The organism is Streptomyces sp. YIM 121038 (genome assembly GCF_006088715.1).
In the GTDB taxonomy this organism is placed as follows: Bacteria; Actinomycetota; Actinomycetes; order Streptomycetales; family Streptomycetaceae; genus Streptomyces.
In genome coordinates, this window is record NZ_CP030771.1 from 4,859,098 (window position 1) to 4,885,690 (window position 26,593).

Consider the following 26,593-nt stretch of genomic DNA (forward strand, 5'->3'; position numbering starts at 1 on the left):
GCGCGACGGCCTCGGCCGGGTCGGTGGGGCCGGGTGGACTGGCGGGGCTGGTGGGGTCAGCCTGACCAGTGGGGCCGGGTGGGCCCGAGGAGCCGGACAGTTCAGCGGGGCCGGGTGAGCCCGACACCCCCGGTGAGCCCGACGCTCCAGGCGGGCCGAGGGCACCCGACGCGCCGCCAGCGCCCCTGGACGGCCCCGTCCCGCCCCCGGACGCGCCTGCCGGGGCCGACGCGCCTTCGGAAGGCGGCGGCGCGGCGGAGGCCGGGGGGACGGACATGCCTTGAGCGTAGTTAGTCCGTTTTGCCGTGGCACGCCGAGGCGGCGCCGCCGTCGGCCGCCACGCCGCCCCAGGGCCCAGCCCAAGCCCCGGCCCCGGCCTCACCCCCAGCCCCAGCCCCGGCCCCAGCCCCGGCGCCATGACGTCAGCCGACCGCGTGCGTCAGCAGGTCCGCCGCCGCCTCGCGCTCCCGCATCCGCCGCAGCGGCCCCTCGACGGCCACCAGCTCCTCGTACGCGCCGCGCTGCACGACGTGACCGGCCTCCAGCACGATCACCTCGTCAACTATGTCCAGTCCGGCGAGACGGTGCGTGATGAGCAGCGTCGTCCGCCCCTCGGTGGCCGCGAGCAGATCGGCGGTGAGGGCGTCGGCCGTCGGCAGGTCGAGGTGTTCGGCGGGCTCGTCGAGGACGAGGACGGGAAAGTCCGCGAGGAGCGCGCGGGCCAGCGCGAGCCGCTGTCGTTGGCCTCCGGAGAGGCGGGCCCCGTGCTCGCCGACGAGCGTGTCCAGGCCGTCCGGCAGGGACCGCACCCAGCCGTCGAGCCGGGCGCGCGCCAGGGCCCCGTACAGCTCGTCGTCGCTCGCGTCCCTGCGGGCGAGCAGCAGGTTCTCGCGCACGGAGCTGTCGAAGACGTGCGCGTCCTGCGCGCACAGGCCGACCAGGCGCCGCACGTCGTCACCGTCGAGCCGGGAGGTGTCGGTGTCACCGAGGGCGTACGTCCCCTCGTACGCGCCCAGGAAGCGCAGCAGGACGTGGGCGAGCGTGGTCTTGCCCGAGCCGGAGGGGCCGACGACGGCGACGCGGCGGCCGCGTTCGAGGGCCAGGGACACGCCCGCGAGCGCGTCCCGCTCCTGCCCCTCGTAGCGGGCCCGCAGACCGTCGAGGCGCAGCGGGAAGGGCGAGCGCGGCGCCCGGGGCTCCCCGGTCCCGGGAGCGGCCGAGGACGCCGGGCGGGGGTCCGGCAGCGGGTCGGGCGCGTCCAGGACCTCGTAGACCCGCTCGGCGCTCTTCCTGACGCGCTGGCGGTACTGCACGGCCAGCGGCAGCCCCATCACGGCCTCGAACGCGGCGAGCGGCGTCAGGACGACCACGGCGAGCGCGATGCCGCCGAGCCGTCCGTCGTGCACGCCCTGGACGCCGACGACCGCCGCGGCGGCCACGGTGAGGCCCGTCGCGAGCGCGCCGAGCCCGTCGCCGAGCGCGGTGGCGCTCGCCGTCCGGGACGCGATCCGGGTCAGCTCGGCGTCGGCGTCCTGAACGTGCGCGGTACGGCGCCGCAGCGCGCCCGCGACCGTCAACTCGGCCGTCCCCGTGAGCAGATCGGCCACACGGGTGGCGAGCACCCCGCGCGCGGGGGCCAGCTTCCGCTCCGCGCGGCGGGCCACGGCACCGCTGACCAGCGGCACCCCGACCCCGGCGACCAACAGGCCGACGGCGAGCACCGCGCCCGCCTCCGGCAGCAGCCAGGCCGTGAAGCCGACCGCGCCGACGCTCACGACCGCGGCGGCGCCGGCGGGCAGCAGCCAGCGCAGCCAGTAGTCCTGGAGCGCGTCCACGTCGGCGACGAGCCGGGACAGCAGATCACCGCGGCGCGTGCCGCGCAGCCCCGCGGGGGCGAGGCGTTCGAGGCGCCGGAACACGGTGACCCGCATGTCGGCCAGCATCCGCAGCACCGCGTCGTGCGACACCAGGCGCTCGGCGTAGCGGAAGCAGGCCCGCCCGATGCCGAAGGCGCGGGTCGCCGTGACGGCGATCATCAGGTACATCACGGGCGGCTGCTCCGAGGCCCGCGAGATCAGCCAGCCGGAGGTGGCCATGAGGCCCACGGCGCAGCCCAGCGCGAGGCTGCCGAGCAGCAGGGCGAGGCTCAGCCGCCCCCTGCGGGGACGCGCCACGGCCCGCACCCGCGCGAGGACACCGCCCTTCGGACGGGTCTCCTCCCACGCACCCGACTCCCACGCACCCGACTCCCGCGCGCCCGATTCCCGCGTCCCCGGATCCCGCGTCCCCGGATCCCGCGAGCCCGGCTCTCGCGCCCCCGAATCCCACGCGCCCGATTCCCGCGCCCGCGCCCCCGAATCCGACTCACCCGGCTCACCCGGCTCACCCGGCTCCCCCGAGCCCGACCGCTCCCCGAGCACCGCACGGCCCCCGTCGAGAGCGACAGCGTGCTCCCCGTAGTGGTCCACCGGCCCGGTGGACATCCCAGGCGAGCGCAACGCCCCCCGCGAGCCCGCCGTTTCGGCGGCCCCCACCCGGACCACCCGGTCCGCGACGGCCAGTAGCGCGGGCCGGTGCACGACCAGCACCACGGTCCGCCCCACGGCCAGCCGCCGCACGGCCTCGACGACCCCTGCCTCGGTCGCCCCGTCCAGGGCGGCGGTCGGCTCGTCGAGCAGCACCACGGGCCGGTCAGCGAGGAACGCCCGCGCCAGCGCGACCCGCTGCCGCTGCCCGGCGGAGAGCCCTGCCCCGTCCTCACCGAGGGCGGTCCTTGCCCCCAGCGGCAGGGCGTCCACGAACTCCAGCGCCCCGGCCGCGCGCAGGGCCTCCCGCACCGCCCCGTCCTCCGCGTCCGGCCGCGCGAGCCGTACGTTCTCGGCGATGGACCCCGCGAACAGATGCGGCCGCTGCGGCACCCACGCCACCTGCTCCCGCCACCGCTCCAGGGACACGTCCGCCAGGTCCGCGTCACCGACGCGCACCCGCCCCGCGGAGGGCTCGACGAAACCGAGCAGTACGTTCAGCAGGGTCGACTTGCCGCAGCCGCTGGGCCCGACCAGGGCAACGGTCTCCCCGCGCCCGACGGTGAACGAGACCCCGCTGACGGCGTCCGCCGCCCGGCCCGGGTAGCGGACGGCCAGGCCCTCCACGCTCAGCGGGCCCGCGGGCACCGGCGCGCTCCCCCCGGGCGGAACGGGCGTCTCCAGGACCTCGAAGATCTCCTCCGCCGCGGCGAGCCCCTCCGCCGCCGCGTGGTACCGCGCGCCGACCTGCCGCAGCGGCAAGTAGGCCTCGGGCGCGAGGATCAGGATGACCAGGCCGTCGTACAGCGCCATGTCGCCGTGCACGAGCCGCATGCCGATGGTGACCGCCACCAGGGCCACGGAGATGGTGGCGAGCAGCTCCAGGGCGAACGACGACAGGAACGCGATGCGCAGCGTCCGCATGGTCGCCCGCCGGTACTCCCCGGTGATCTTGCGGATCGCCTCGGCCTGCGCCTTGGCACGGCCGAACACCTTGAGGGTCGGCAGGCCCGCCACCACATCGAGGAAGTGACCCGAAAGGCGCGAGAGGAGCCGCCACTGGCGGTCCATCCGGGCCTGGGTCGCCCAGCCGATCAGGATCATGAAGACCGGGATCAGCGGCAGCGTGCCGGTGATGATCGCCGCCGACACCCAGTCCTCGGTGACGACGCGCGCGAGCACCGCCACCGGGACCACCACCGCGAGTCCCAGCTGCGGCAGATAGCGCGAGAAGTAGTCGTCGAGCGCGTCCACGCCCCGGGTGGCCAGATTGATCAGCGACCCCGTCCGCTGCCCTGTCAGCCACCCGGGTCCCAGCGCCCCGGCCCGCTCGACGAGCCGACGCCGCAGCTCCGACTTGACCGCCGCGCTGGCCCGGTGCGCGGCGAGTTCGGTCAGCCAGGCCACGATCCCCCGGCCCACGGCCACCGCCGTGAGCAGCAGGATCGGGGTGCGCAACTCGCCCACCGCAAGCCCGCGCTGGAAGGAGCCCACCACGATCTCGGCGATGAGCATCGCCTGGGCCACGACGAGCCCCGCCCCGGCGAGGCCGAGAACCACCACCGCGGCCAGGAAGAAGCGGGTGGCACGGGCGTACCGGAGCAGGCGCGGGTCGATTGGTTTCACGTGAAACACACCCTCCCAAGGACCGGGGAAGCAGGGCCAGTTGCCGCGGCGAACGCGGTCGTGGACCAGTGGCGCGGATTAGTGGGCGCCGCCGACCGGAAGGTCGGGGGCAATGTGCTGGGTACCGATGCGCTTGCGGAACACCCAGTACGTCCACGACTGGTAGAGCAGCACGACAGGCGTCGCGATGCCCGCGCACCAGGTCATGATCTTCAGGGTGTAGGGCGTCGACGAGGCATTGGTGACCGTGAGGCTCCAGTCCTCGTTCAGCGACGACGGCATGACGTTCGGGAAGAGGGTCAGGAAGAGCATCGCGACGGCGGCGACGATCGTGACGCCGGACAGGGCGAATGACCAGCCTTCACGGCCGAGTTGGATCGCCCCGATGGCGGCCACGAGGGCCACGACGGCGACGAGCATCGCGGCCAGGCTCTTGCCGTCGCCATGGTCCAGCTGGGTCCAGATGAGGAAGCCGAGCGCGAGCGCCGCCGTCACGAGTCCGAGTACGACCGCGAGCTTGCGGGCCCGCATCCGGATGTCGCCCACCGTCTTGAGCGCGGTGAACACCGTGCCGTGGAAGGTGAAGAGCGTCAGCGTGACCAGGCCGCCGAGGATCGCGTACGGGTTGAGCAGGTCCCAGACGTTGCCCACGTACTCCTTCTGCGCGTCGATCTTCACGCCGCGCACGATGTTGCCGAAGGCCACACCCCACAGGAACGCCGGGATGAGCGAGGTCCAGAAGATCGCGTGCTCCCAGTTGGTCTGCCAGCGCTCCTCGGGGCGCTTCGCCCGGTACTCGAAGGCGACCCCGCGCACGATCAGGCAGAGCAGGATCAACAGCAGCGGCAGATAGAAGCCGGAGAAGAGCGTCGCGTACCACTCGGGGAAGGCGGCGAAGGTCGCGCCGCCCGCCGAGAGCAGCCACACCTCGTTGCCGTCCCAGACCGGGCCGATGGTGTTGATGAGCACCCGCTTCTCGGTCCGGTCACGGGCGAGCAGCTTGGTGAGGACCCCGACCCCGAAGTCGAAGCCTTCGAGGAAGAAGTAGCCGATCCACAGGACGGCGATCAGGACGAACCAGACGTCGTGCAGTTCCATGTGCGCCCAGCTCCTTAGTACGAGAAGGCCATGGGCCGGTCGGCGTCGGCGTCGGCGTCCGTGCCGGTGCCGCCACCGGGCGGACCGCCGATCTTGGTGGGCGGGTTGAGGTCGGCGTCGGTGAGCTCGGGCGGGCCCTTGCGCACGTACTTGAGCAGCAGCTTGACCTCGACGACGGCGAGGATCGCGTAGATCAGCGTGAAGACGATCAGCGAGGTGAGCACCTCACCCTGCGAGACACCGGGGGAGACCGCGTCCTCGGTCTTCAGGACGCCGTAGACGACCCAGGGCTGCCGGCCCGTCTCGGTGAAGATCCAGCCCCAGGCGGTGCCGATGAGCGGGAAGATCAGCGTCCACTGCGACAGGCGCCACCACCAGATGCCGAGCTTCGGCGCCAGCTCCTTGTTCTTGGTGAGCATCAGCTTCGGCACCTCCTCGTCGCCCGTGCGGTGCTCCGGGGCGAGCCAGACCTTGCGCCTGGTGAGCCAGAGTCCGGCAGTGCACAGGGCCATGGAGACCCCGCCGAAGCCGATCATCCAGCGGTAGGACCAGTAGGCGGTGGGGATGTTGGGCCGGTAGTCACCGGGGCCGAACTTCTCCTGCGCCTCCTTGTTGAGGTCGTTGATGCCGGGGATCTCCGCGCTGAAGTTGTTCTTGGCGAGGAAGGAGAGGACCCCGGGGATCTCTATGGCGACATCGTTGTGGCCCTTGGCCACGTCTCCGTAGGCGAACAGCGAGAACGGCGCGGGCTTCTCCGACTCCCACAGGGCCTCGGCGGCCGACATCTTCATCGGCTGCTGCTCGTACATGACCTTGCCGAGGGTGTCGGCGCTGATAAGGGTGAGCAGGGTGCCGACGAACGCGGTGACCAGGCCGAGCCGCAGCGACATCCGCATCGTGCGGACGTGCCGCTTCTTGCGCAGGTGGAAGATGGCGATGCCGGTCACGAAGGCGCCGCCGACCAGGATGGTCGCCGCGATGACGTGGAAGAAGTTGACGAGCGTCGTCTCCTGGAACAGCACCTTGGCGAAGTCGGTGAGCTCGGCGCGCTTCTTGCCGTCGCGCTCGCTGATCTTGTAGCCCACCGGGTGCTGCATAAAGGCGTTCGCGGCGATGATGAAGTACGCCGACAGGATCGTGCCGATCGACACCATCCAGATCGTCGCGCAGTGCAGCTTCTTCGGGAGCTTGTCCCAGCCGAAGATCCACAGGCCGATGAAGGTCGACTCGAAGAAGAAGGCGATCAGGGCCTCGAAGGCGAGCGGAGCGCCGAAGACGTCCCCGACGAACCGTGAGTAGTCGGACCAGTTCATGCCGAACTGGAACTCCTGCACGATGCCGGTGACGACACCCATAGCGATGTTGATCAGGAACAGCTTGCCCCAGAACTTGGTCGCTCTGAGGTAGTGCTCCTTGCCCGTCCGCACCCAGGCCGTCTCAAGGATCGCCGTGAGGGCGGCCAGGGAGATCGTCAGGGGGACGAAGAGGAAGTGGTAGACGGTGGTGATGCCGAACTGCCATCGCGCCAGGGTTTCCGGCGCTAGAGCCAGGTCCACGTCGACTTCTCCTTACGTGCCGTCGTCATAGCGGCAGTTTGCCCCTTATGTCATAGACAAGTGCGGAGCAAGTGGGACACGCTTGTGAACGCGTTCACATTCACAAGCATTATGTCGTACGGACTGTCGAGGCTTGAAAGGGGGGTCCCGTTACCGCAAGGAACGGGGTAGGCGACGCGGTCGCGGGTGGGGCCGTTCGGCCCTGGCGCGGCGGTCAGCAGGGGCCGCATGGCGGCCGTTCTGCCCTGTCGCGGCCTTCGTGAGGCTGCGTAGCCCCAAGCGGGCACTCCTGCTGTGACCTGCGGAAATGCTGCTTCCCGAGCGCCCGAGCGGCTCCCGGCCGCAACAAGAACGCCCCGCGCGGACACAACGGTCCACGCGGGGCGTCAGGGCCGGACCGAGCAGATCCGGCCGAATGCCTAGAGCTCCTTGCGGAACTCCTCCGCCACCTTCAGGAAGATGTCGTTGGCCTCCACCTCACCGATCGTGATGCGGACGCCCTCGCCGGGGAACGGCCGCACGGTGACGCCGGCCTGCTCGCACACCCCGGCGAAGTCCACGGTCCGCTCACCGGTCCGCAGCCACACGAAGTTCGCCTGGGTGTCGGGCACCGTCCAGCCCTGCGTCCGCAGCCCCTCCAGGACCCGCGCGCGCTCGCCGACCAGCACGCCGACCCGGCCGAGCAGTTCGTCCTCGGCCCGCAGCGAGGCCACCGCCGCGTCCTGGGCGAGCTGGCTGACCCCGAAGGGCACCGCCGTCTTGCGCAGCGCGGCCGCCACCGGCTCGTGCGCGATCGCGAAGCCGACGCGCAGGCCCGCGAGGCCGTACGCCTTGGAGAAGGTCCGCAGGACACAGACGTTCGGCCGGTCGCGGTAGAGCTCGATGCCGTCCGGGACCTCCGGATCCCTGACGAACTCCCGGTAGGCCTCGTCGAGCACCACCAGGATGTCGCTCGGCACCCGGTCGAGGAACCGCTCCAGCTCGGCCTTGCGGACCGCGGTGCCGGTCGGGTTGTTGGGGTTGCAGACGAAGATCAGACGCGTGCGCTCGGTGATGGCCGCCGCCATCGCGTCGAGGTCGTGCACCTCCCCGGAGGTCAGCGGCACCCGCACCGACGTGGCCCCGCTGATCTGCGTGATGATCGGGTACGCCTCGAAGGACCGCCAGGCGTAGATCACCTCGTCGCCCGGGCCCGACGTCGCCTGGATCAGCTGCTGGGCGACGCCGACGGAGCCGGTGCCCGTCGCGACGTGCGACACGGGCACCCCGAAGCGGTCGGCCAGCTCGCTCATCAGCCCCGTGCAGGCCATGTCCGGGTACCGGTTGAAGGCCCGCACGGTCTCCATCGCGGTCTCGAGCACGCCCGGCAGCGGCGGGTAGGGGTTCTCGTTCGAGGACAGCTTGTACGCCTGTCGGCCCTCGGCCGCGGCGGGCTTGCCCGGCTTGTAGGTGGGAATACCCTCCAACTCGGCGCGCAGCCTCGGGCTCGTCTCGCTCACCGCGGTCCTCCTCGTGATCATCCGGCCTTCAATGATTCTCACCTTATGAGGATTCGCGGCCGCTGCGAATGCCCTGGCGGCCCCAATCAGCGCGTATGCCGTCCCGGCGGCCCGCCCCACGGGCATCCGGGGCCCCTCCGGCCCGAGCCGGGGGCGCGGCCCGGCTCACGCCCGCCGCGCGTGATCTCAGGGGGCGCCCCTGGCAGAAGCGCGCGCCGGTGGCTCACTCCGTGGCGCGCATCACCCGTGAAGGTGAGTTGAGACCTCTTCGAGACCTCGCTCATTTGGCAGGCCCCCACGCGACGACAAGGGGACGATGCTGGACGAGGGGGCCAACTCCCTTGCAATCTAAGGTCATTGAGGGAAAATCACCATGCAGAATCGTGCCTGTCAACGGGTGAATATGCGCCCGCACTACCCACCCCCATGAGCCCTACTATCGGCTCGCCATGACAGCAGCAGGGAAGCACCAGGTGAGCCGAGCGGAGACCGCCCGCCGGGGCAACCGGCAGAGCCGAGCCGGCATCAGAGACGTCGCCGCCGCAGCCGGTGTCTCCATCACGACGGTCTCCGACGCGCTCAACGGCAAAGGGCGATTGCCCGATGCCACTCGACGCCATGTCCGCGAGGTCGCCGACCGCCTCGGCTATCGCCCGTCGGCGGCCGCCCGAACACTCCGTACCGGCAAGTCGGGCCTCATCGGCCTGACCGTGACGACGTACGGGGATGAACCTTTCACCTTCACCGAGTTCGCGTACTTCGCGGAAATGGCGAGAGCCGCCACATCCGCCGCCCTCGCCCGGGGCTACGCCCTGGTCATCCTGCCCGCGACCTCGCGCCGCAGCCCCGTCGACGTCTGGTCGAACGTGGCGCTCGACGGCACCGTCGTCGTCGACCCCTCCGACCACGACCCCGTGGTCAGCGAGCTGGTCCGGCAGGGCCTTCCGGTGGTCTCCGACGGCCGCCCGGCCGGCTCCCTGCCGGTCACGGCCTGGGTCGACAACGACCACGAGGCCGCGGTCCTGGAGATCCTCGAACACCTCGCCGCGGCCGGTGCCCGCCGCATCGGCCTGCTCACCGGCACCACCACGGACACGTACACCCATCTGTCCACCACCGCCTATCTGCGCTGGTGCGAGCGCGTCGGCCAGGACCCGGTGTACGAGTCCTACCCCGCCCACGACCCGTGCGCGGGCGCCGTCGCCGCCGACCGGCTGCTCGCCCGGCCGGACCGGCCCGACGCCGTCTACGGCCTGTTCGACCCGAACGGCACCGACCTGCTCGCCGCGGCCCGCCGCTACGGCCTGCGCGTACCGGACGACCTGCTGCTCGTGTGCTGCAGCGAGTCGACCGTGTACGCCACCACCGAGCCGCCCATCACCACGCTCTCGCTGAAGCCGCGCCGCATCGGCACCGCCGTGGTCCAGCTGCTCATCGACGCCATCGAGGGCCTGGACACCGGCCGTCCCGTCGAGCAGGTGATACCGACCGAGCTGATCGTGCGCACCTCGTCCGAGCGACGCCCCCCGCGCACAACCGTCAGTCCGCCCCGCGCCCCCGGCCACGGCTGACTCCCCGCGCTCCCGACCGCCCGACCAGGGGCCCGGGGTCACCATCCCGGGCCCGTGGCCTGCGGGGAAAGCTCGGGCCAATTCGGGAGAAAACCGTGGTGAACTGGGTCTCCCCATCGATTCACCACCCCTGGTGCACCACACAGCGACAGCCGCATTCCTATGATGGGCGGACGACACCGCGGGCCGCTGCGACCAGGCAGTCCGATCACGGTGCAGATGCGGCGCAATGGTGGTGGAGGGGTCGATGACTCAGGGGGCCGGTCAGGGACCCGAGGTGCGGACGGCGACGCTGCGCGACTTCCGCGTTCCCGCGTACGTGTACGAGGGCGTCCGCGAGACCGGCATCCAGGCTGCCGAACGCGGCGACCAGGCCGCCGAACAGGAGCAGTCCGCTCCGGCCCCCGCCGCAGGCCGGGGCCCCGGCCCCGCCCAGGGGCAGTTCCACGCCGGACACGCCCCGCACGCCCCTGAGGCCCCCTCCGGGGCGCCGGGCGCCGTCCCGCCCCGCGTTCCCGTCCAGCCGGGCCCCGGGCGCCACGCGCACGCTCCCAACCAGCTGGGACACCCCATGGCCGCGCAGGCCCCCGCGGTCCCGCCGGAGGCCATGTCCGCCCCGGCCCACCCCGGCGCCGCTGGCGGCCTGCCCGACGGCTACACCCCGACCGAGCGCGACCTTCCCGTCATCAACCGCGGGGACACCGTGCAGGTCGAGGTGCGCGAGATGCCCGAGCCGCCGCCCGCGCCCAGCACGGACGAGCTCGGCCCGCTCTACGTCGTGGGCGACGTCCACGGCTATCTGGACGAGCTGGTCGGGGCGCTCCAGGCGGAGGGGCTCATCGACGCCGACCTCACCTGGTGCGCGGGCAACACCCGGCTGTGGTTCCTCGGTGACTTCACCGACCGCGGGCCCGACGGCATCGGCGTCATCGACCTCGTGATGCGCCTGTCCGCCGAGGCCGCCGCCGCGGGCGGCTACTGCAAGGCGCTCATGGGCAACCACGAGCTGCTGCTCATCGGCGCCAAGCGCTTCGGCGACACCCCGGTCAACTCCGGCGCGGGCACCGCCACGTTCCAGGCCGCCTGGCTCCTGAACGGCGGGCAGAAGACCGACATGGAGCGCCTGGAGGACCACCACCTCCAGTGGATGGCCCGCCTCGACGCCATCGAGGAGGCGGACGGGCATCTGCTCGTGCACTCCGACACCACCGCGTACCTCGACTACGGCGACTCGATCGAAGAGGTCAACGACACCATCCGCGAGGCGCTCACGCGCAACGACGCGGACGAATACTGGGACCTCTTCCGCAAGTTCACCAAGCGCTTCGCCTTCCGCGACGACTCCGGGCCGGCCGCCGTACGCGAACTCCTCGACGTCTACGGCGGCAGCCGCATCGTCCACGGCCACAGCCCCATCCCGTACCTCCTGGGCGAGGTCGGCTCCGAGTACGACGGGGACGACGACGGCCGCCCGGTGATCGAAGGCCCGCACGTCTACGCCGACGGCCTGGCCATCGCCATGGACGGCGGAGTGACCATGGCCGGAAAGCTACTGGTCTGCCAGTTGCCGCTGGCTAACTGAGCGTTCACCGGGCAAGGCACGAGTAAACACGTCGCTACGGCATGTCGATACAGGATCTCGCTGGCCAGCAGGCCAATTCTGGAAACCCCCTGTCACCGCGTGCCGTCACGGCTCTACCATCGCTCTATCCGTAGCAGGCTCCCCTCCGTTTCTGCCCGACGGCTCGTGATCCTGCGAGCCCCAAGCCCTACGGAGCATCGGGGGATGCACATGAACAGCGCTCCACACCTGCTCAATGAGGACCGCCCCGAGTACGCGCGGATCCTCGATGAGGCGCTGCGCACCGCACCGAACCGCCCGGAGCTGGCCGCGGTGGGCCAGCGACTCAACCCCGAGCAGCTGCGCACGATGGCTCTCAACGCCACCGCACTGATCACGGCCGCGGCAGCGACCGAATACCGCCAATATGTGAAGGTCCGTGAGGATCTGCGGAACTCCGGACGCTCCACGCCACGATCGATCCGTGAAGGGAGCGGTTCCGGCTCCACCCCGGCCGAATCCAGTCCCGGCGGCGTCGGCCTCGCCACGATGGGCGAGGTCACCGAGACCGCCGGTGCCGGAGCGGTCGCCGTGATCGCGGTTCTCGCACCGGTCCTCGCCGGAGCGGCCGCCGCGATCTTCCTCCTCGTCGGCTACATCCTGAAGATGCTCAACCCCGAGCCCGCCTTCGCGGACACCCTGCTCACCGCCGGGTGGCTGTTCGGCGCGCTCACTGCGGGCGCCATTCTGGTCGCCGCGGTCGGCCTGCTCCTGACCGCCCTGCGCAACGGCTCCACCTCCCTCCAGGCAGGCTCGCACGACGAGCGGAACGCGGAGGTGGAACGGGCCAGGGAAGCCTGGAGCCGGGCCCTCCTGGAGCGCGGCATCCTGCCGTTCCTGCGGGAGGCACTCGCGGACCCGGGCGGACCGCCCGCACCCCGGCCGCCGTCGGCGGGACCGACCGGGCGCATGCCGCAACTCGGCTATCACAGGCCGGGTTTCAGCAGTCCCGAGAGCGGTTCCACCACGGGCACCCGGCCGAGCTACTCCAGCCCGGACTTCTCCAGCCCGGACTACGGCGGTCCCGAGCACCGGCCCGATTGACCCGACGGACGTCATCCGGTCGCCGACAGGCGACGGGAGCGGCCCGGTCGCCGCCCGGCGACGGGGCCACTCCGGACGGGCACCGGTCCCCGCACGGGACCGACGCGCCGGGCCCCCGCCCCGGCGCGCCAGGAGGCCGCTCCGCCCTGCCCGTACGCGGCACGGACGCCTCCGCGGGACGGACACCGCCGTGCGGCCACCGGCCCAGGTCGGCCGGCTCAGTCGGCGACGGGCAGATAGACCCGGTTCCCCGCCGCCGCGAACTCCGCGGACTTCTCCGCCATCCCCTGCTCGATCTCGGCCTGCGAGCTCCCGTGCTCCCTGCGGATGTCCTGGGAGATCTTCATCGAGCAGAACTTCGGCCCGCACATCGAGCAGAAGTGCGCCGTCTTCGCGGGCTCCGCGGGCAGCGTCTCGTCGTGGAACTCACGGGCCGTCACCGGGTCGAGGGCCAGGTTGAACTGGTCCTCCCAGCGGAATTCGAAGCGCGCGTCCGACAGCGCGTCGTCCCAGTCCTGCGCGCCCGGGTGCCCCTTGGCGAGGTCCGCCGCGTGCGCCGCGATCTTGTACGTGATGACGCCGGTCTTCACGTCGTCGCGGTTGGGCAGGCCGAGGTGCTCCTTCGGCGTGACGTAGCAGAGCATCGCCGTGCCCCACCAGCCGATCATCGCGGCGCCGATGCCGGAGGTGATGTGGTCGTACGCGGGCGCGATGTCGGTGGTCAGCGGGCCGAGCGTGTAGAACGGCGCCTCCTCGCAGATCTCCTGCTGGAGGTCGATGTTCTCCTTGATCTTGTGCATCGGGACGTGGCCCGGGCCCTCGATCATCGTCTGCACGTCATGCGCCTTGGCGATCTTGTTCAGCTCGCCCAGGGTCTCCAGCTCGGCGAACTGCGCGCGGTCGTTGGCGTCCGCGATGGAGCCGGGCCGCAGGCCGTCCCCGAGCGAGTACGTGACGTCGTACGCCGCGAGGATCTCGCAGAGCTCCTCGAAGTGCTCGTAGAGGAAGCTCTCCTTGTGGTGCGCGAGGCACCAGGCCGCCATGATCGATCCGCCGCGCGAGACGATGCCCGTCTTGCGGTTCGCGGTGAGCGGGACGTACGGCAGGCGGACGCCCGCGTGCACCGTCATGTAGTCCACGCCCTGCTCGGCCTGCTCGATGACCGTGTCCTTGTAGATCTCCCAGGTCAGCTCCTCGGCCTTGCCGTCGACCTTCTCCAGGGCCTGGTAGAGCGGCACGGTGCCGATGGGCACGGGGGAGTTGCGCAGGACCCACTCGCGGGTCGTGTGGATGTTGCGGCCGGTGGACAGGTCCATGACCGTGTCGGCGCCCCACTGGGTCGCCCACGTCATCTTGTCGACCTCCTCCTCGATGGAGGAGGTGACCGCGGAGTTGCCGATGTTGGCGTTGACCTTGACCAGGAACTTCTTGCCGATGATCATCGGCTCGATCTCCGGGTGGTTCACGTTGGCCGGGAGCACCGCGCGGCCCGCCGCGATCTCGTCGCGGACGACCTCGGGCGCCATGCTCTCCCGGATGGCCACGTACTCCATCTCCGGCGTGATCTCCCCGCGGCGCGCGTACGCGAGCTGGGTCACCGCCTGCCCGGCGCGGGCGCGGCGCGGCTGGCGCGGGCGGCCGGGGAAGACCGCGTCGAGGTTGCGCAGGCCGCCGCGCGGCGAGGTGTGCTTGACGCCGTCGTCCTCGGGCCGGACCGGGCGGCCCGCGTACTCCTCCGTGTCGCCGCGGCCGATGATCCAGTTCTCCCGCAGGGGGGTGAGCCCCCGGCGTACGTCGGTGTCGATCTCCGGGTCCGTGTACGGACCCGATGTGTCGTACAGGGTCACGGCCTTGCCGTTGGTGAGGTGCACCTGGCGGACCGGCACGCGCAGATCGGGGCGCGAGCCCTCGATGTACGCCTTGTGCCAGCCGGTGGACTTCCCGACCTCCGAAGCGTCCTGCCCGCTGGGCGCGGTCTGACCGCTGGGCGCGGCCTGTCCGCTTTCGGGCTGCATGGAGGCAGGCGTGCGTGTGTCCGATGTGGTCATGAGACCTACTCCCTACGCCGGCATTACCCGGTAACAGGTTCGGCGGTCGACGCAGCGGCTTCCGTACGGTCCGATTCCCGTTCGTACGGAGGTCAGCGCCCTCTCAGCCCGGTGCTCCGAGCTCCCGCGTGTGCAAAGGTGCCTCCACGCTAGCGTCATATCGGGCGCGGTGAACAGAGGGCCCCCTCCGTTCTTGCGATGATCGGGCCGTGACCACCACAGAGCCCCCCACACCGCCGCCGCCCCCGCCCGGTCCGCACGGGCACGGGCACGGGCACGGACATGCGCACAGCCACGGCCCCGCCGCGCCCGTCTCCCGGCATCTGCGCAAGGTCATCGCCGCCGTGCTGATCCCCTTCGCCACGGCCGTCCTCGTCGGCCTCGTGATGCTCTGGCCCGGCGGCACCCCCGACCACGAGCGCACCGGCGTCGGCTTCGACCGGCAGACCCAGTCGGCCACCGTGGCGAAGATGGACACGCTCCCCTGCGAGGACGTGAACGCCTCCCAGACCCCGCCCAACGGCGACACCTCCACCCCCGAGGGCCGGTCCGCGCAGTCGCGCTCCGAGGGCACCTGCAAGAAGGCCACGATCAAGGTGACCAGCGGCCCGGACAAGGGCTACACCTTCACGGAGATCGTCCAGCCCGACTCCCCCCGGCAGCTGAAGCTGGGCCAGGGAGTGGTGGTCGCCTACGAGCCCAAGGCGCCCAAGGGCCTGCAGTATTCGATCGCCGACGTGAACCGCAAGGTCCCGATGGCCCTGCTCGCGGGCATCTTCGCGCTGGCCGTCGTCGTGGTGGGACGGCTGCGCGGCGTCATGGCCCTGGTCGCCCTCGCGGTGAGCTTCCTGATCCTGACCTTCTTCATCCTGCCCGCGATCCTCCAGGGCTCGAACCCCCTGGTCGTCGCGATCGTCGGGGCCAGCGCCATCATGCTGATCGCGCTCTATATGTGCCACGGCCTGACCGCGCGCACATCGGTGGCGGTGCTCGGCACCCTGATCTCCCTCCTCCTCATCGGCCTACTCGGCTCGCTCTTCATCGGCTGGGCCTCCCTGACCGGCAACACGGACGACAACACCGGCCTGATCCACGGCCTCTACCCGTCCATCGACATGAGCGGCCTGCTGCTCGCGGGCGTCATCATCGGCTCCCTCGGCGTGCTCGACGACGTCACCGTCACCCAGACCTCCGCGGTCTGGGAGCTGCACCAGGCCAACCCGACGATGGGCTGGCGCGGTCTGTACCGCGCGGGCATCCGCATCGGCCGCGACCACATCGCGTCGGTCGTGAACACCCTGGTCCTCGCCTACGCGGGCGCCGCTCTCCCCCTTCTGCTGCTCTTCTCCATCGCCCAGAGCAGCGTGGGCACCGTCGCCAACAGCGAGTTGGTCGCCGAGGAGGTCGTCCGCACCCTGATCGGCTCGATCGGCCTCGTCGCCTCCGTCCCCGTCACCACCGCGCTCGCCGCCCTGGTCGTCTCCGCCGACCGGCCGGGCGCAGCCGTCCCGGTCCCGGCCGTCCCGGGCGCGGCTCCGGGCGCGGCTCCGGGCGCCGCGGTGGGCTCCTCACATCCGGCGGGGCCTGGGGGGCCGGGCGGACCGGCGGGGCCCGGTGGGCCTGGTGGGCCTGGTGGGCCTGACGGCTCCGGTGGGCCCGGTGGGCCAGGTGTGCCTGGGGGAACGGCCGGGCCGGGGCCTGTGGGGCCTACGGGGCCCGCCAGTGTCGCCTCGCCCCGTACGGGCGCCTCTCCGGCCCGGCCACGCCTCACCCGTGGCGGCACGGGCCGCCGCCGAAAACCCTGAACTCCCCCTCGCCGACCGGTTCCTCACCCTCCCCTCCAGTCCCCACCCTTCCCTCCGGTCACTGACCGCCCTGCGGCTACTCACCGCGTCCGGTCACTCCCCGTGAAAAGCACCAATCCGCCATCACGCCTCGCGCCCCGTGCGCCGGGCGGTGCTCAGCCCGCGCTCTGCTCCTCCGCAAGGATGCGGTGCAGCGCCTCGTCGAGATGCGTGTCGAAGTCGGCCAGCGTCCGCTCCTGGCCCAGCGGCACCAGCTTGTCCGTCCGGTCGAGGAAGGCGAGCAGCGGCGCGATCCCCACCCTGAACAGGGCCTGGTCGCCTCCCACTTGCAGCCTGATGACCGCCTCGTCGAGCTCGTCGTGTCCGGTGGGCGCGATGTGCACGTCTCCGTCGCCGCAGGCCCTGCCCACGCCGTCCACCAGCAACTCCCGCCCGAAGGCCCAGGTCACCGGGGCGTCACCGGGCAGGTGGAAGGTCAGCCGCACCGCGTAGGGATCACACGTCTCGTAGCGCAGCTCCACCGGGATCCGGAACGAGAGATCCTCCGACACAAGGAAGCTCATCATGACCTCTGCCTGGACCGACTCTCGCATCGCCGCCTACCCCGTCAGTAGCCTTCCGTGGCCAGGAACCAACTCCCTGACACTCGTGTCATCTTGCTCAACGTGCACACCAGATCACAAGGAGTGAGTTTTCAGATGCTGATAGAGAAGGCGAGTGTCCTTAGTAGCTTTCCGAGCTCGCCCTGCAGGATGCGCGCCGCGGGCATCAGCCGGTCAGCCTGACCCGACGGCACGGAGATGGCCATCGTGGCCGCCGTGGTCCCCACAGTGATCGGGATCGCGGCGCAGACCGTCCCCAGCGCGTACTCCTGGTGCTCCACCACCGGTGCCATTCGTCCCAGCGCGTCCAGCCTGCGCAGTAAAGTCCGTTCGTCACGCACCGTGTTCGGCGTGAGCGACCGTACCGGGTAGCGGTCGAGGTGCTCGCGCCGCGCCTCGTCGTCGAGCTGCGCCAGCAGGCACTGCCCGATCGCGTGCGCGTGACCGGTCTCCCGGAAGTCCGCCCACTCCTCGACGGCCGGATTGCCCGAGGTGTCGGCGATCGAGACGACCTCGATCTCGCCGTCGCGATAGATGGCGAAGTACACCGGCACGCCGATGGCATCGCGCCAGTGCGCCAGGACGTCCCCGATCATGGAGCGCCGGTTCTGCTGCGCCGCGCTGGCCCCCAGCCGCTCCGCCGCCTCGCCGAGCACGAACACCCCGTGCTCCCGGCGCAGATAGCCTTCGTGCGTCAGCGTTCTGAGCAGGTGGTACGCCGTCGGGAGCGCGAGCCCCGACTCACGGGCCAACTGCTTCGCGGGCGCCCCGTCCTGGTGGGACGCGGCGGCCTCCAGCAGACGCATCGCCCGCTGCACGGAGCCGATCAGTGTCGGGCCGACGCCGGCTGGGCCGGTATCCGGCGAAGTCGACTCCGCCGACGCCCTGGTCGCCGAAGCATCGGGGGCGGAAGCGTCAGGTGCCGGAGCGGGAGTCGAGGCCTTCCCGCACGAGGTGGCTTCGCGTGCAGGGGTGTTGGCATGAGGGGAGGAGTGTGGGGGTGAGGCGTCAACCGTGGCCATGGGTCACTCCCGGTGCACATGGGGGTCCACCCGTGCCGGGGATACACGGGAGGGGGCAGTGGTCCCGCCTGCGGGGACGGCCCCGCGTCGGTTTTCGGACTCTAACCCTTGGCCACCGCTCCGGGGTCCCGCGTGGGGAAACTTCCCCCTCGGGAGGGAATCACGTGCTACTTCACCTGTCGGTGTGCGATGCCTTTCCCCAAACGCTGCCCGCTGACTTCCACGGTCACCGCGTGAGGATTTACTGATCGGTGCGCGACGGCTTCGCTGATCCGTGGGCTTGGCCTCGCCGGTCAGTAGGCGTGACTCCACCAGTCATTCAGCTCGGCCTCGCCGGTCAGTCGGCGCGGCTCCGCCAGTCGGTGCGACAAGGTCACCGGCGAGCACGACGCGTTCCCCGGGCGGCCCGCTGCGCAGGCCACAGCCGACCTGCCCCGAGACGCCTCGCCAGGCTCCCCGAGCTCCCCGAGCCCCCCGTCGGCCCGCTGCGGGGCCCCGCCCATCGCGGGACGGGCTCACCAGTCGGCGTGCGACGAGCCCCGGGACGAAGGCGAGCGGGATATGAACTTCCGCACCAGGTAGATCAGTCCGCCGACCAGGGCCACGAAGAGCAGCACCTTGAAGAGCAGGGCGAACACGAAGCCGATGACGCTCGCTATCAGCCCGCCGAACACGACCAGAGCGACGATCGGCACCGCGACCCACTTCACCCACCACGGCATACCCGCGAAGATCTCTCGCATTGCCTCGCCCTTTCCCGTTCTCCATCACTGCGTTCAGTTCTCCGCCGCTGGGCGGATTCCTTGTGTCTCGCATTCGATGCTAGGACGGAAAGGGTCCGTTCGGGGCCGCGAGATCCCTTGTCCGCCCCTGACTCGTCCCCTAGGGAACCCCGGGGTTGGGACCCTGATCCAGCCCCTGCCCCTGGCCGACGCGCCCATGCCTCCCCAGGCTCCCCGGCCGGACAGCCCAAGGACGGGACAGCCCGAGGAACAGAGGCCGGGCCGCCCGATGCCTCGACGCGGACAGCCCGGCGGCCGGGCGGATCCCACGCCGTCGGCCCGAGCCCGGAGAGACGTAGCTCACCTCCCGGGCGGCGGGGGCACGCGCATCACCGTTCCGGCGGCGAGAACACGACGAGAACCCGCAGGTCCTCGGTGATGTGGTGGAACTTGTGCGGCACTCCGGCCGGGACGTACACCACGCTGCCGCGCGCGACCTCCGTCGTCTCCATGCCCACGGTGATCGACGCGCGGCCGCTGACGATCATGTACACCTCGTCCTGGCGGTGGGGCTGCTGCGGGTCGGTCTCCCCGGCGTCCAGCGCGTAGAGCCCGACCGACATGTTCCGCTCCCGCAGAAACTGCAGATACGCGCCGTCGTTCGCGGCTCGCTCCGCTTCCAGCTCGTCCAGTCGGAATGCCTTCATCGCTCTTGTGCGCCCCTTGCCCCAGGTCGTGGACCGACCGCTGTCTACGTACGTCTGCCACGATCAGACACATGAAGAATTTCGTAGTCAAGACGATCGCCAACGCGGTGGCTCTGGCCGTCGCGGTCTGGCTGCTCGACAAGATCACGCTCACCGGCGACAGCACGGGTGGGAAGGCGCTCACGCTGCTCGTCGTCGCACTGCTCTTCGGCCTGGTGAACTTCCTGGTCAAGCCCGTCGTACAGGTGCTCACCTTCCCGCTGTTCGTGCTGACGCTCGGCCTGATCACCCTGGTGGTCAACGCCTTGATGCTGCTGCTGACGTCGTGGCTCTCCGACAAACTGGATGTCAGTTTCCACGTCGAGGGCTTCTGGACCGCTGTGTTCGGTGGCCTGATCATTTCGATCGTCTCCTGGGCGCTGAACGTCGCCCTGCCCGACCACAAGGACTGACCCGACCGATGCCCTCCGCCGCCCCGTCGTCCCGCCCCGCCGCCGCGCCGTTCAGCGTCTGCTTCGTGTGCACCGGCAACATCTGCCGTTCGCCCATGGCCGAGTCGGTCTTCCGCGCCGTGGTGCGCGACGCGGGTCTCGAAGGCCTCGTCCTGGTGGACAGCGCGGGCACCGACGGCTGGCACGAAGGGGACGCGGCCGATCCGCGTACCGTCGCTGTCCTGGCGTCGGCGGGCTTCGACACCACGCACGTGGCCCGGCAGTTCCGGACGGACTGGTTCGCGCGGCTCGACCTCGTGGTCGCGCTCGACCGCGGCCACGAACGCGCCCTGCGCCGCCTGGCACGGACTCCGCAGGACGCGGACAAGGTTCGGCTGCTGCGCTCGTTCGACCCCTCGGCCGAAGGCGCCGACGCCCTCGACGTCCCCGATCCGTACTACGGGGACTTCGTGGGCTTCGAGGAGTGCCTGAAGATGGTCGAGGCGGCGTGCGAGGGCCTGCTCGACGTCGTACGGGAAGCGGTGGAAGGACGGTCGGCATGACGGAATCGGAGCGAATACGCGCGGCGGGCGCGGGCCCCACGGCGGCCACGAGCTCCAGCGAGGGCACGGCTCCTTCGCCGACAACGGCCACCGGCTCCCACGCGGGCACGGACCCTTCGCCGACGACGGGCTCGGGTGACACGGGCTCCCCTCCAATAGCGAGCCCCACCGCCGCGCCCGGCAGCGCGCGACCGCTGGGTACGGGCGACGGCACGCGCGCCGTGCGCGCCGGGCTCCCCGCGCCCGTGAAGCACGAGCCGACGCTGCCGGGTCCCGTGTTCGCCGCGCACTTCCATCTGCCCGGCGACCCCACGGGTCCGTACACCTACGGCCGCGACGAGAACCCGACCTGGACGCTCCTGGAACGAGCCATCGGGCAGCTCGAAGCCCCGGACGACGCGAACGGCGACGTGGAGACGCTGGTCTTCGCCTCCGGCATGGCCGCGATCTCCGCGGTGCTCTTCTCCCAGCTGCGCGCCGGCGACGCCGTGGTGCTGCCGAGCGACGGCTATCAGGCGCTGCCGCTGGTCCGTGAGCAGCTCACCGCGTACGGCATCGAGGTCCGCACCGCGCCCACGGCCGACGACGCGCAGCTCGACGTGCTCGACGGCGCCCGGCTGCTGTGGCTGGAGACCCCGTCGAACCCCGGCCTCGACGTCTGCGACGTCCGTCGGCTCGTCGCCGCGGCACACGCGCGTGGGGCCCTGGTCGCCGTCGACAACACCCTCGCCACCCCGCTCGGCCAGCGACCGCTCGGCCTCGGTGCCGACTTCTCCGTGGCCAGCGGCACCAAGCAGCTCACCGGCCACGGCGACCTCCTGCTCGGCTACGTGACCTGCCGTGATGCCGAGCGCGCGGCCGCCGTGCGGCGCTGGCGCAAGATCGTCGGCGCCATTCCGGGGCCCATGGAGGCCTGGCTGGCGCACCGATCGCTCGCCACGCTCCAGCTGCGCGTCGACCGGCAGAACGCGAACGCCCTGGCTGTCGCCGAGGCGCTGCGCGGCCACGCCGACGTGACCGGCCTGCGCTACCCGGGCCTGTCCGACGACCCCTCGCACAAGATCGCGGCCCGGCAGATGCGGCGCTTCGGGTGTGTGGTCTCGTTCGTGCTGCCCTCACGCCTGCGTGCGGACCGCTTCCTCGACGCACTGCGGCTCGTGGACGACGCGACAAGCTTCGGAGGTGTGCGTTCCACCGCCGAGCGGCGCGGCCGCTGGGGCGGGGACGCCGTTCCGGAAGGGTTCATCCGCTTCTCGGCCGGGGCTGAGGACGCCGAGGACCTGGTGGCCGATGTGCTGCGTGCGCTGGACGAGACGGCGGACTGAGCCCCGCCACCGCCCGGCCGGGGCATGCTCCCGTACTCGGCCTCCGGGGCGGACGTACGGAGCTACGTACATCGGACGGTCCGAACCTCCCCCCTCGTGGCTCGGACCGCCCTCGGTTCTGCGCGCGAAGAACCGCGCGAACAAGGCTAGTTGACTCTGTGTCAGTGTCCAATCACAGTAGCGACAGCAACCTATCGACAAATTTATAGTTGTGCTGCGCCGGGGGCCGACAGGGAGGAGAGGGTGAGACCATGGATCTGGCCCTGTTGCGCACATTCGTCACGGTGCACCGGGCCGGCTCGTTCACCCGTGCCGCCGCTCTCCTCGGTCTGTCCCAGCCCGCGGTGACCTCGCAGATCCGCACGCTGGAGCGCCAGCTGGGCCGTCCGCTCTTTCTGCGCCAGGCCCGAGGCGTCACCCCGACGACCATCGGCGACGAGCTCGCCCACAAGGCCGCCCCGCACCTCGACGCGCTGGTGGAGATCGCCGAGGCCGGGCTCGACGAGGACTCGTCGATTCGCACCCTGCACCTCGCGGGACCACCCGAGTTCACGGCGGAGCGGGCCCTTCCGACCCTCACCGCGCTGACCGGGGCCGACGGGCAGGGTTTCGCCCTGCGTGCGTCGTTCGGCAACGCCGAGGAGGTCCTGGAGGGGCTCGCCGCCGGACACCACGACCTGGCCATCACCACCGCCCGCCCCCGTGGCGCTCTGCTCACCGCGACACCGCTCTGCGACGAGGAGCACGTCCTGGTCGCGGCACCGCGCTGGGCCGCCCTGATCGGGCCCGGCAAACTGCGCCGCAAGGGCGCCCTGACGGTTGAGAACCTGCCGGTCGTGGAGGTCCACGAGTCGCTGCCGCTCGTCTCCCGCTACTGGGCCGCCGTCTTCGACTCCCGCCCGGCCGCGTCGGGCGCCGTCATCGTGCCGGATCTGCGGGCCGTTCTGGCCTGTGTGATCCAGGGCGCCGGGCTCGCCGTCCTGCCCCGCTATCTGTGCACGCCCGCCCTGGAGCGGTGCGAGGTCGTGGCGCTGCTCGACCCCGCGGTGCCCCCGCTGCGGACGTATTTCCTCGTCGTACGCACCGGCACACTCGCCATGCCGCACATCGCGCGGGCGCACGAGTGGCTGCTGCGCGCTGCGGTCGACTGGACATAAGGCGAGCCCCGACTGGTTCGCGATGTTTCACGTGGAACAGTCCGGGCCACATTTCTCCCATGACCGTCCGACCAGTGGTCAAGCGCACCGCACGTGCCGTCCTTCTGGACGGGAACCATCTGATCCTCATCAAGCGGACCAAGCCCGGCGTGGATCCGTACTGGGTCACCCCCGGCGGTGGGGTGGAGGCCGAGGACGCGACGGTGGTCGACGCGCTCCACCGCGAGGTGCACGAGGAACTGGGCGCCAAGATCACTGATGTGGTGCCGTGCTTCGTGGACACGGTCGAGCACATCGGCGAGGACGGTGGTGCCACCGGCGTGAAGGTGCAGCACTTCTTCGTCTGCCGCCTGGAATCCATGGACCCGGGCCAGCGGCACGGCCCCGAAGTCGAGGAGCCGAGCGGCGAGTACGAGATCGTCCGGGTGCCGTTCACCCGTGTCGGCATCGCCTCGGTCCACCTCGTGCCGCTGTCGCTACGGCACTATCTGGACGGCAACATCGAGGGCGTACGCGCGATGCACGCGCCTGATCTGGGCTGAAGCTCCTGGCAACGGGGCTTCGGCGCCGCCTTTGGTGCCGCGGTGGTCATCCGCCCCTGCTCATCAGCCGCCCATGGCGGTCAGCCACCCGCGGCGACCAGTTCCTCCACCGCGTCGTGCCTGATCCGGCCCTCCGGTATGCCCACGTCCCGCAGCGCGTCGACACCGCTGCGGATCATTCCGGGCGGGCCTGACAGATACGCGTCGTACTCGTTCCACGGGCCGTACTCGCGCACGGCGTCCGGCAGCTGCGCGCGCGTGTCGACGACTGGGCGGACGGCCAGCCAGGGGTGCGTCCGCTGGAGCCGCAGCATGGTGTCGATGTCGTACAGGTCGTGGTTGGTGCGGGCGCCGTAGAAGACTTCGACGGGGCGCCGTCTGCCGTGCTCGGCGACGTCCTCCACGAGGGCTTTGATGGGGGCGATGCCGGTTCCGCCGCCGAGACAGAGCAGCCCGCTGTCCGTGCTGTGGTCGACGGTCATGGAGCCGGACGGCGGCCCGAGCCTGAGCACGTCACCGGGGCGCGCGTGGTGCACCAGCGCGTTGGAGACCCAGCCCGCCGGGACCGCCTTGACGTGGAAGGAGAGCAGCCCGTCGGAGCGCGGCGCCGAAGCGAAGGAGTAGTGCCGCCAGATGCGCGGCCACCACGGCGTCTCCAGGCTCGTGTACTGCCCGGCGAGGAAGGGGTAGGGCTGGTCCGGGCGGACGGTGATGACGGCGATGTCGGACGTCCGCAGGTCGTGCGAGACCACCTCGGCGTACCACCAGGCCGGTGCGCGCAGCTCGTCCTCGGCCGCCGCGTCGATCATCACCTGGGAGATCGTCGTGTACGTACGGACCCACGCGGCCTCGGTGTCGTCGTCCCAGACCGCGCTCGCGTACCGGCTCAGCGCCCCGATCAGACACTCCCCGACGGCCGGGTAGTGCTCGGACTGCGTGCCGTACTTGCGGTGCCCGCGACCGAGGTTGCGCAGGTAGTCGACGAGGACGTCGGCCTGGTCGATGTGTTCCGCGGCGGTCAGCAGGGCCGTCAGAAGCCGGTCGCGCTGGGTGTCCATCGCCGCGGGGAACAGCGCGCGCAGGTCGGGGTGGCGGGTGAAGAGCAGCGCGTAGAAGTACGAGGTGACTTTGTCGGCGATGGGGGCGATCTCGGCCATGGTGCGCTGGATGAGAACGGCGTCGGGGGACGGGGCCGGCTCGGGAGAGGCCTTGGGGAGGTCGGGGTGGGCTGGGGCGTTGGCTGCCGGGGACGCGCCTGCTTGGGCGTCGGCTTCCGGGGACGCGCCTGCTGCGGTCGGAGCGTTGCCTTCCGGGCCTCTGCCCCGTGTGGTCTGAGCGCCGCCGCTGCCGCCTATGGCGGGAGCGGCGAATTCCGCGCCCGCGTCCTCCACGGCCGGAACGCTAGCTTCCAGAGCCACGCTTCCTGCGGCCGGAACGCTGACTTCCGGAGTCACGCTCCCTGCGGACGGAGCGCCGACTCCCGGGCCCGCGTCCTCCGTAGCCTTCACGTCCGCGGCAGCCGGAGCTGTGTCCACGGCGTCGGGCACCGGAGGCCTGGCCCCGTCTTCGGGAGCCGGAAGCGTAGCCGTGCCGCTGCCCGGCGCGGCAACGCCGGTGCCTCCGGAACTGGTTGGCGTGCGCCCTGCCACCGTCCACCACGAAGTCTCAGCAGCCGTACGGAAGGACGTGTCGGGCGTGGGCTCCTGGGCAGTTGCCGCTGCTTCCGGGACCGGCTCGGGAGTCGGTCCCGGCGCGGCGAACCGGGCAGGCGGTATTCGCCCCGCCTCGGCTTCGGCAGGCCCGGCGGCCGGTCTGCCGAGGGGCCGTATGGTCGCTACGCGCCGCCCCTCGGGCACTTGGCGGTGCGTGCGCTCACGGCCCTCCGGGCCCTCATGGCCCGGCTCGGCATGCTCCGCGCTGTCCGCGCCCTCGTCGGCGGCAGCCGTCTCCTCCGGCCGCTCCGGCGGCCTCCGTGGCGTGAACCAGTTACCGCCGTGCCCGGAAGTGCCGTTGCCCGCCGACGTGGTGGTCGGAGCGTCCATGCTGTGCCTCGCCTCGAACATCTCTCAGTCGGTCCGCGCACTTCCTCACCGGAAGGTGCCTGCTTTCCCGCCCTGCCTCGGCAACCCATGTTGATCACATTGAACCCTGACGCCCCACGCTTTACGGACAAGTAGGGAAAGATGTGACATTGGCCGCAGTCACCTCTCCCGCAGCATCGCATCCACGCCCGTCGTGCGGGGCCCTTAGCCGGAAGAACGGGTTCTCGATCTCTTTACCCCGTTAAACTTTGCCGATCCGTGCGCGCCTCCAGGGGTGCGTCTCCCGCTCGCCCAGCGCGCACCGAATCCCACCCGGCTTGAACCGGACTCGACCATACCGGCACCCGTCGAACACACAAGTGCCCTTCTTTCATTCGGAATTCTGGGGTCCACCCTCTCCGACTGCTTCCCTCACCGAAGCGCGCACCAACGCGTACGCCTGTCGCAGATCCCGCCCGACGTAGGAGTGAGTGGCCAGGTCGACCAGCCGCGCATCCGCGTTGACCGCGACCGAAACCGGCACCGCGGCGAACAGATCCAGGTCGGAGAGCGAGTCGCCATAGGCAACGCAGTCGGCCCGGTCCACGCCGAACTCTTCACAGAGCCGGTTCGCGACCTTCACCTTGGCCGCCGCGTTGAGGATGCCCGTGGGGTCCACGGGCTCGCGGAACGGCACCGAGGGGAAGCGGGAGCCGAGCGCGGCGTGGGCGCCCCAGCCGAGCAGACGCTCGACGAAGAACGAGGGCGAGAGCGAGACCACGGCGCAGTAGTCGCCGTTCGCCCGGATCTCGGCCCAGGTGTCCTGGATGCCGGACAACCAGGGCGCACCGTCGAAGGCCGTCCCCACATGGGCGTCCGTGAGATCCGCCCACAGCCCGTGGACCCGTACTCCGTACTGAGCCGAATCGATACGACCCGAGACGAAATCCCGTTCAAGTGCGGCTATTTCTTGCTCCAGCCCCAGTTGCCGGGAAATCTCCACAGGTGCCGCCGTGCCGTACAGCAGCGTTCCATCCAGGTCGAAGAGGTGTAGACGTGCCATGTACGCCGAGGCTAGTACCCGCGGTTACTCCCGCTGTCAGACGCC

Annotated in this window: 20 protein-coding genes and 1 riboswitch; of the genes, 9 read left to right on the forward strand and 11 right to left on the reverse strand. The window is 71.1% G+C overall.

The features are described from left to right. Positions 1 to 422 precede the first annotated feature (422 nt). The 4 genes from cydD to hisC form a co-directional block, all read right to left on the reverse strand. On the reverse strand, positions 423 to 4,151 hold the full coding sequence (cydD, locus tag C9F11_RS20560; protein ID WP_138960653.1) for a thiol reductant ABC exporter subunit CydD: 3,729 nt from the start codon (positions 4,149 to 4,151) through the stop codon (positions 423 to 425). Between the two features lie 78 nt (positions 4,152 to 4,229). Further along, the gene (gene cydB / locus C9F11_RS20565; protein WP_138960654.1) at positions 4,230 to 5,249 is read right to left on the reverse strand and encodes a cytochrome d ubiquinol oxidase subunit II; all 1,020 of its coding nucleotides are present in this window, start codon (positions 5,247 to 5,249) and stop codon (positions 4,230 to 4,232) included. A gap of 14 nt (positions 5,250 to 5,263) precedes the next feature. After that, positions 5,264 to 6,805, reverse strand: a complete 1,542-nt coding sequence (locus C9F11_RS20570) for a cytochrome ubiquinol oxidase subunit I (protein ID WP_138960655.1) — start codon at positions 6,803 to 6,805, stop codon at positions 5,264 to 5,266. Between the two features lie 419 nt (positions 6,806 to 7,224). Next, complete coding sequence (gene hisC / locus C9F11_RS20575) at positions 7,225 to 8,304, reverse strand: histidinol-phosphate transaminase (RefSeq protein WP_138960656.1); 1,080 nt, start codon at positions 8,302 to 8,304, stop codon at positions 7,225 to 7,227. A gap of 449 nt (positions 8,305 to 8,753) precedes the next feature. On the opposite strand from hisC, the gene C9F11_RS20580 reads away from it, so the two are divergent. From C9F11_RS20580 to C9F11_RS20590, 3 genes are all read left to right on the forward strand, one after another. After that, positions 8,754 to 9,875, forward strand: a complete 1,122-nt coding sequence (locus C9F11_RS20580) for a LacI family DNA-binding transcriptional regulator (protein ID WP_030677002.1) — start codon at positions 8,754 to 8,756, stop codon at positions 9,873 to 9,875. A gap of 247 nt (positions 9,876 to 10,122) precedes the next feature. Then, positions 10,123 to 11,457 (forward strand): metallophosphoesterase, encoded by a 1,335-nt coding sequence (locus C9F11_RS20585; protein WP_171075802.1) that lies wholly within the window; start codon positions 10,123 to 10,125, stop codon positions 11,455 to 11,457. Positions 11,458 to 11,661: 204 nt separating this feature from the next. After that, complete coding sequence (locus C9F11_RS20590; protein ID WP_138960658.1) at positions 11,662 to 12,540, forward strand: hypothetical protein; 879 nt, start codon at positions 11,662 to 11,664, stop codon at positions 12,538 to 12,540. A 218-nt stretch (positions 12,541 to 12,758) separates the two neighbouring features. Here C9F11_RS20590 and thiC read toward each other — a convergent pair whose 3' ends face one another. Beyond that, positions 12,759 to 14,588, reverse strand: a complete 1,830-nt coding sequence (gene thiC, locus C9F11_RS20595; protein ID WP_138960659.1) for a phosphomethylpyrimidine synthase ThiC — start codon at positions 14,586 to 14,588, stop codon at positions 12,759 to 12,761. Then, a riboswitch (TPP riboswitch) is annotated at positions 14,581 to 14,726 on the reverse strand. Its footprint overlaps the gene before it by 8 nt. Before the next feature lie 71 nt (positions 14,727 to 14,797). On the opposite strand from thiC, the gene C9F11_RS20600 reads away from it, so the two are divergent. After that, positions 14,798 to 16,393, forward strand: a complete 1,596-nt coding sequence (locus tag C9F11_RS20600) for a YibE/F family protein (protein ID WP_171075803.1) — start codon at positions 14,798 to 14,800, stop codon at positions 16,391 to 16,393. Between the two features lie 155 nt (positions 16,394 to 16,548). On the opposite strand, the gene C9F11_RS20605 is transcribed toward C9F11_RS20600, so the two are convergent. The 4 genes from C9F11_RS20605 to C9F11_RS20620 all read right to left on the reverse strand — a co-directional run bounded on the left by C9F11_RS20605 (position 16,549) and on the right by C9F11_RS20620 (position 19,446). Next, positions 16,549 to 16,986 (reverse strand): SsgA family sporulation/cell division regulator, encoded by a 438-nt coding sequence (locus C9F11_RS20605; protein WP_138960660.1) that lies wholly within the window; start codon positions 16,984 to 16,986, stop codon positions 16,549 to 16,551. Between the two features lie 101 nt (positions 16,987 to 17,087). Then, complete coding sequence (locus C9F11_RS20610; protein WP_138966780.1) at positions 17,088 to 17,825, reverse strand: IclR family transcriptional regulator C-terminal domain-containing protein; 738 nt, start codon at positions 17,823 to 17,825, stop codon at positions 17,088 to 17,090. A gap of 707 nt (positions 17,826 to 18,532) precedes the next feature. Next, on the reverse strand, positions 18,533 to 18,760 hold the full coding sequence (locus C9F11_RS20615; protein ID WP_138960661.1) for a DUF5326 family protein: 228 nt from the start codon (positions 18,758 to 18,760) through the stop codon (positions 18,533 to 18,535). A gap of 368 nt (positions 18,761 to 19,128) precedes the next feature. Next, positions 19,129 to 19,446: a cupin domain-containing protein gene (locus C9F11_RS20620; protein ID WP_138960662.1), complete on the reverse strand. Its 318-nt coding sequence runs from the start codon at positions 19,444 to 19,446 to the stop codon at positions 19,129 to 19,131. Between the two features lie 71 nt (positions 19,447 to 19,517). On the opposite strand from C9F11_RS20620, the gene C9F11_RS20625 reads away from it, so the two are divergent. From C9F11_RS20625 to C9F11_RS20645, 5 genes are all read left to right on the forward strand, one after another. Further along, positions 19,518 to 19,898: a phage holin family protein gene (locus tag C9F11_RS20625; RefSeq protein WP_138960663.1), complete on the forward strand. Its 381-nt coding sequence runs from the start codon at positions 19,518 to 19,520 to the stop codon at positions 19,896 to 19,898. A gap of 8 nt (positions 19,899 to 19,906) precedes the next feature. After that, complete coding sequence (locus C9F11_RS20630) at positions 19,907 to 20,440, forward strand: low molecular weight protein-tyrosine-phosphatase (RefSeq protein ID WP_138960664.1); 534 nt, start codon at positions 19,907 to 19,909, stop codon at positions 20,438 to 20,440. Between the two features lie 155 nt (positions 20,441 to 20,595). Continuing rightward, positions 20,596 to 21,765: a cystathionine gamma-lyase gene (locus C9F11_RS20635; RefSeq protein WP_138966782.1), complete on the forward strand. Its 1,170-nt coding sequence runs from the start codon at positions 20,596 to 20,598 to the stop codon at positions 21,763 to 21,765. Positions 21,766 to 22,016: 251 nt separating this feature from the next. Further along, positions 22,017 to 22,922: a LysR family transcriptional regulator gene (locus C9F11_RS20640; RefSeq protein ID WP_138960665.1), complete on the forward strand. Its 906-nt coding sequence runs from the start codon at positions 22,017 to 22,019 to the stop codon at positions 22,920 to 22,922. Between the two features lie 59 nt (positions 22,923 to 22,981). Next, a complete protein-coding gene (locus tag C9F11_RS20645) occupies positions 22,982 to 23,464 on the forward strand; it encodes an NUDIX hydrolase (protein ID WP_138960666.1) in 483 nt (160 codons plus the stop codon). 80 nt (positions 23,465 to 23,544) lie between these two features. Here the strand turns inward: C9F11_RS20645 and C9F11_RS20650 are convergent, their stop codons facing one another. After that, entirely contained in the window at positions 23,545 to 24,918 is a 1,374-nt protein-coding gene (locus C9F11_RS20650) for a globin domain-containing protein (protein WP_249401806.1), read from the reverse strand. 958 nt (positions 24,919 to 25,876) lie between these two features. Then, positions 25,877 to 26,548, reverse strand: coding sequence for an HAD-IB family phosphatase (locus C9F11_RS20655; protein WP_138960668.1), 672 nt, complete (start codon positions 26,546 to 26,548; stop codon positions 25,877 to 25,879). Positions 26,549 to 26,593 lie beyond the last annotated feature (45 nt).

Bases quoted from the DNA above. Each gene is read 5' to 3' on its own strand.
- C9F11_RS20590 (WP_138960658.1), top strand. From the start codon at position 11,662: ATGCACATGAACAGCGCTCCACACCTGCTCAATGAGGACCGCCCCGAG.
- C9F11_RS20620 (WP_138960662.1), bottom strand. From the start codon at position 19,446: ATGAAGGCATTCCGACTGGACGAGCTGGAAGCGGAGCGAGCCGCGAAC.
- C9F11_RS20625 (WP_138960663.1), top strand. From the start codon at position 19,518: ATGAAGAATTTCGTAGTCAAGACGATCGCCAACGCGGTGGCTCTGGCC.
- C9F11_RS20605 (WP_138960660.1), bottom strand. From the start codon at position 16,986: ATGCGAGAGTCGGTCCAGGCAGAGGTCATGATGAGCTTCCTTGTGTCG.
- C9F11_RS20630 (WP_138960664.1), top strand. From the start codon at position 19,907: ATGCCCTCCGCCGCCCCGTCGTCCCGCCCCGCCGCCGCGCCGTTCAGC.
- cydB (WP_138960654.1), bottom strand. From the start codon at position 5,249: ATGGAACTGCACGACGTCTGGTTCGTCCTGATCGCCGTCCTGTGGATC.
- C9F11_RS20655 (WP_138960668.1), bottom strand. From the start codon at position 26,548: ATGGCACGTCTACACCTCTTCGACCTGGATGGAACGCTGCTGTACGGC.
- thiC (WP_138960659.1), bottom strand. From the start codon at position 14,588: ATGACCACATCGGACACACGCACGCCTGCCTCCATGCAGCCCGAAAGC.
- C9F11_RS20640 (WP_138960665.1), top strand. From the start codon at position 22,017: ATGGATCTGGCCCTGTTGCGCACATTCGTCACGGTGCACCGGGCCGGC.
- C9F11_RS20580 (WP_030677002.1), top strand. From the start codon at position 8,754: ATGACAGCAGCAGGGAAGCACCAGGTGAGCCGAGCGGAGACCGCCCGC.
- C9F11_RS20585 (WP_171075802.1), top strand. From the start codon at position 10,123: ATGACTCAGGGGGCCGGTCAGGGACCCGAGGTGCGGACGGCGACGCTG.
- C9F11_RS20645 (WP_138960666.1), top strand. From the start codon at position 22,982: ATGACCGTCCGACCAGTGGTCAAGCGCACCGCACGTGCCGTCCTTCTG.
- C9F11_RS20615 (WP_138960661.1), bottom strand. From the start codon at position 18,760: ATGCGAGAGATCTTCGCGGGTATGCCGTGGTGGGTGAAGTGGGTCGCG.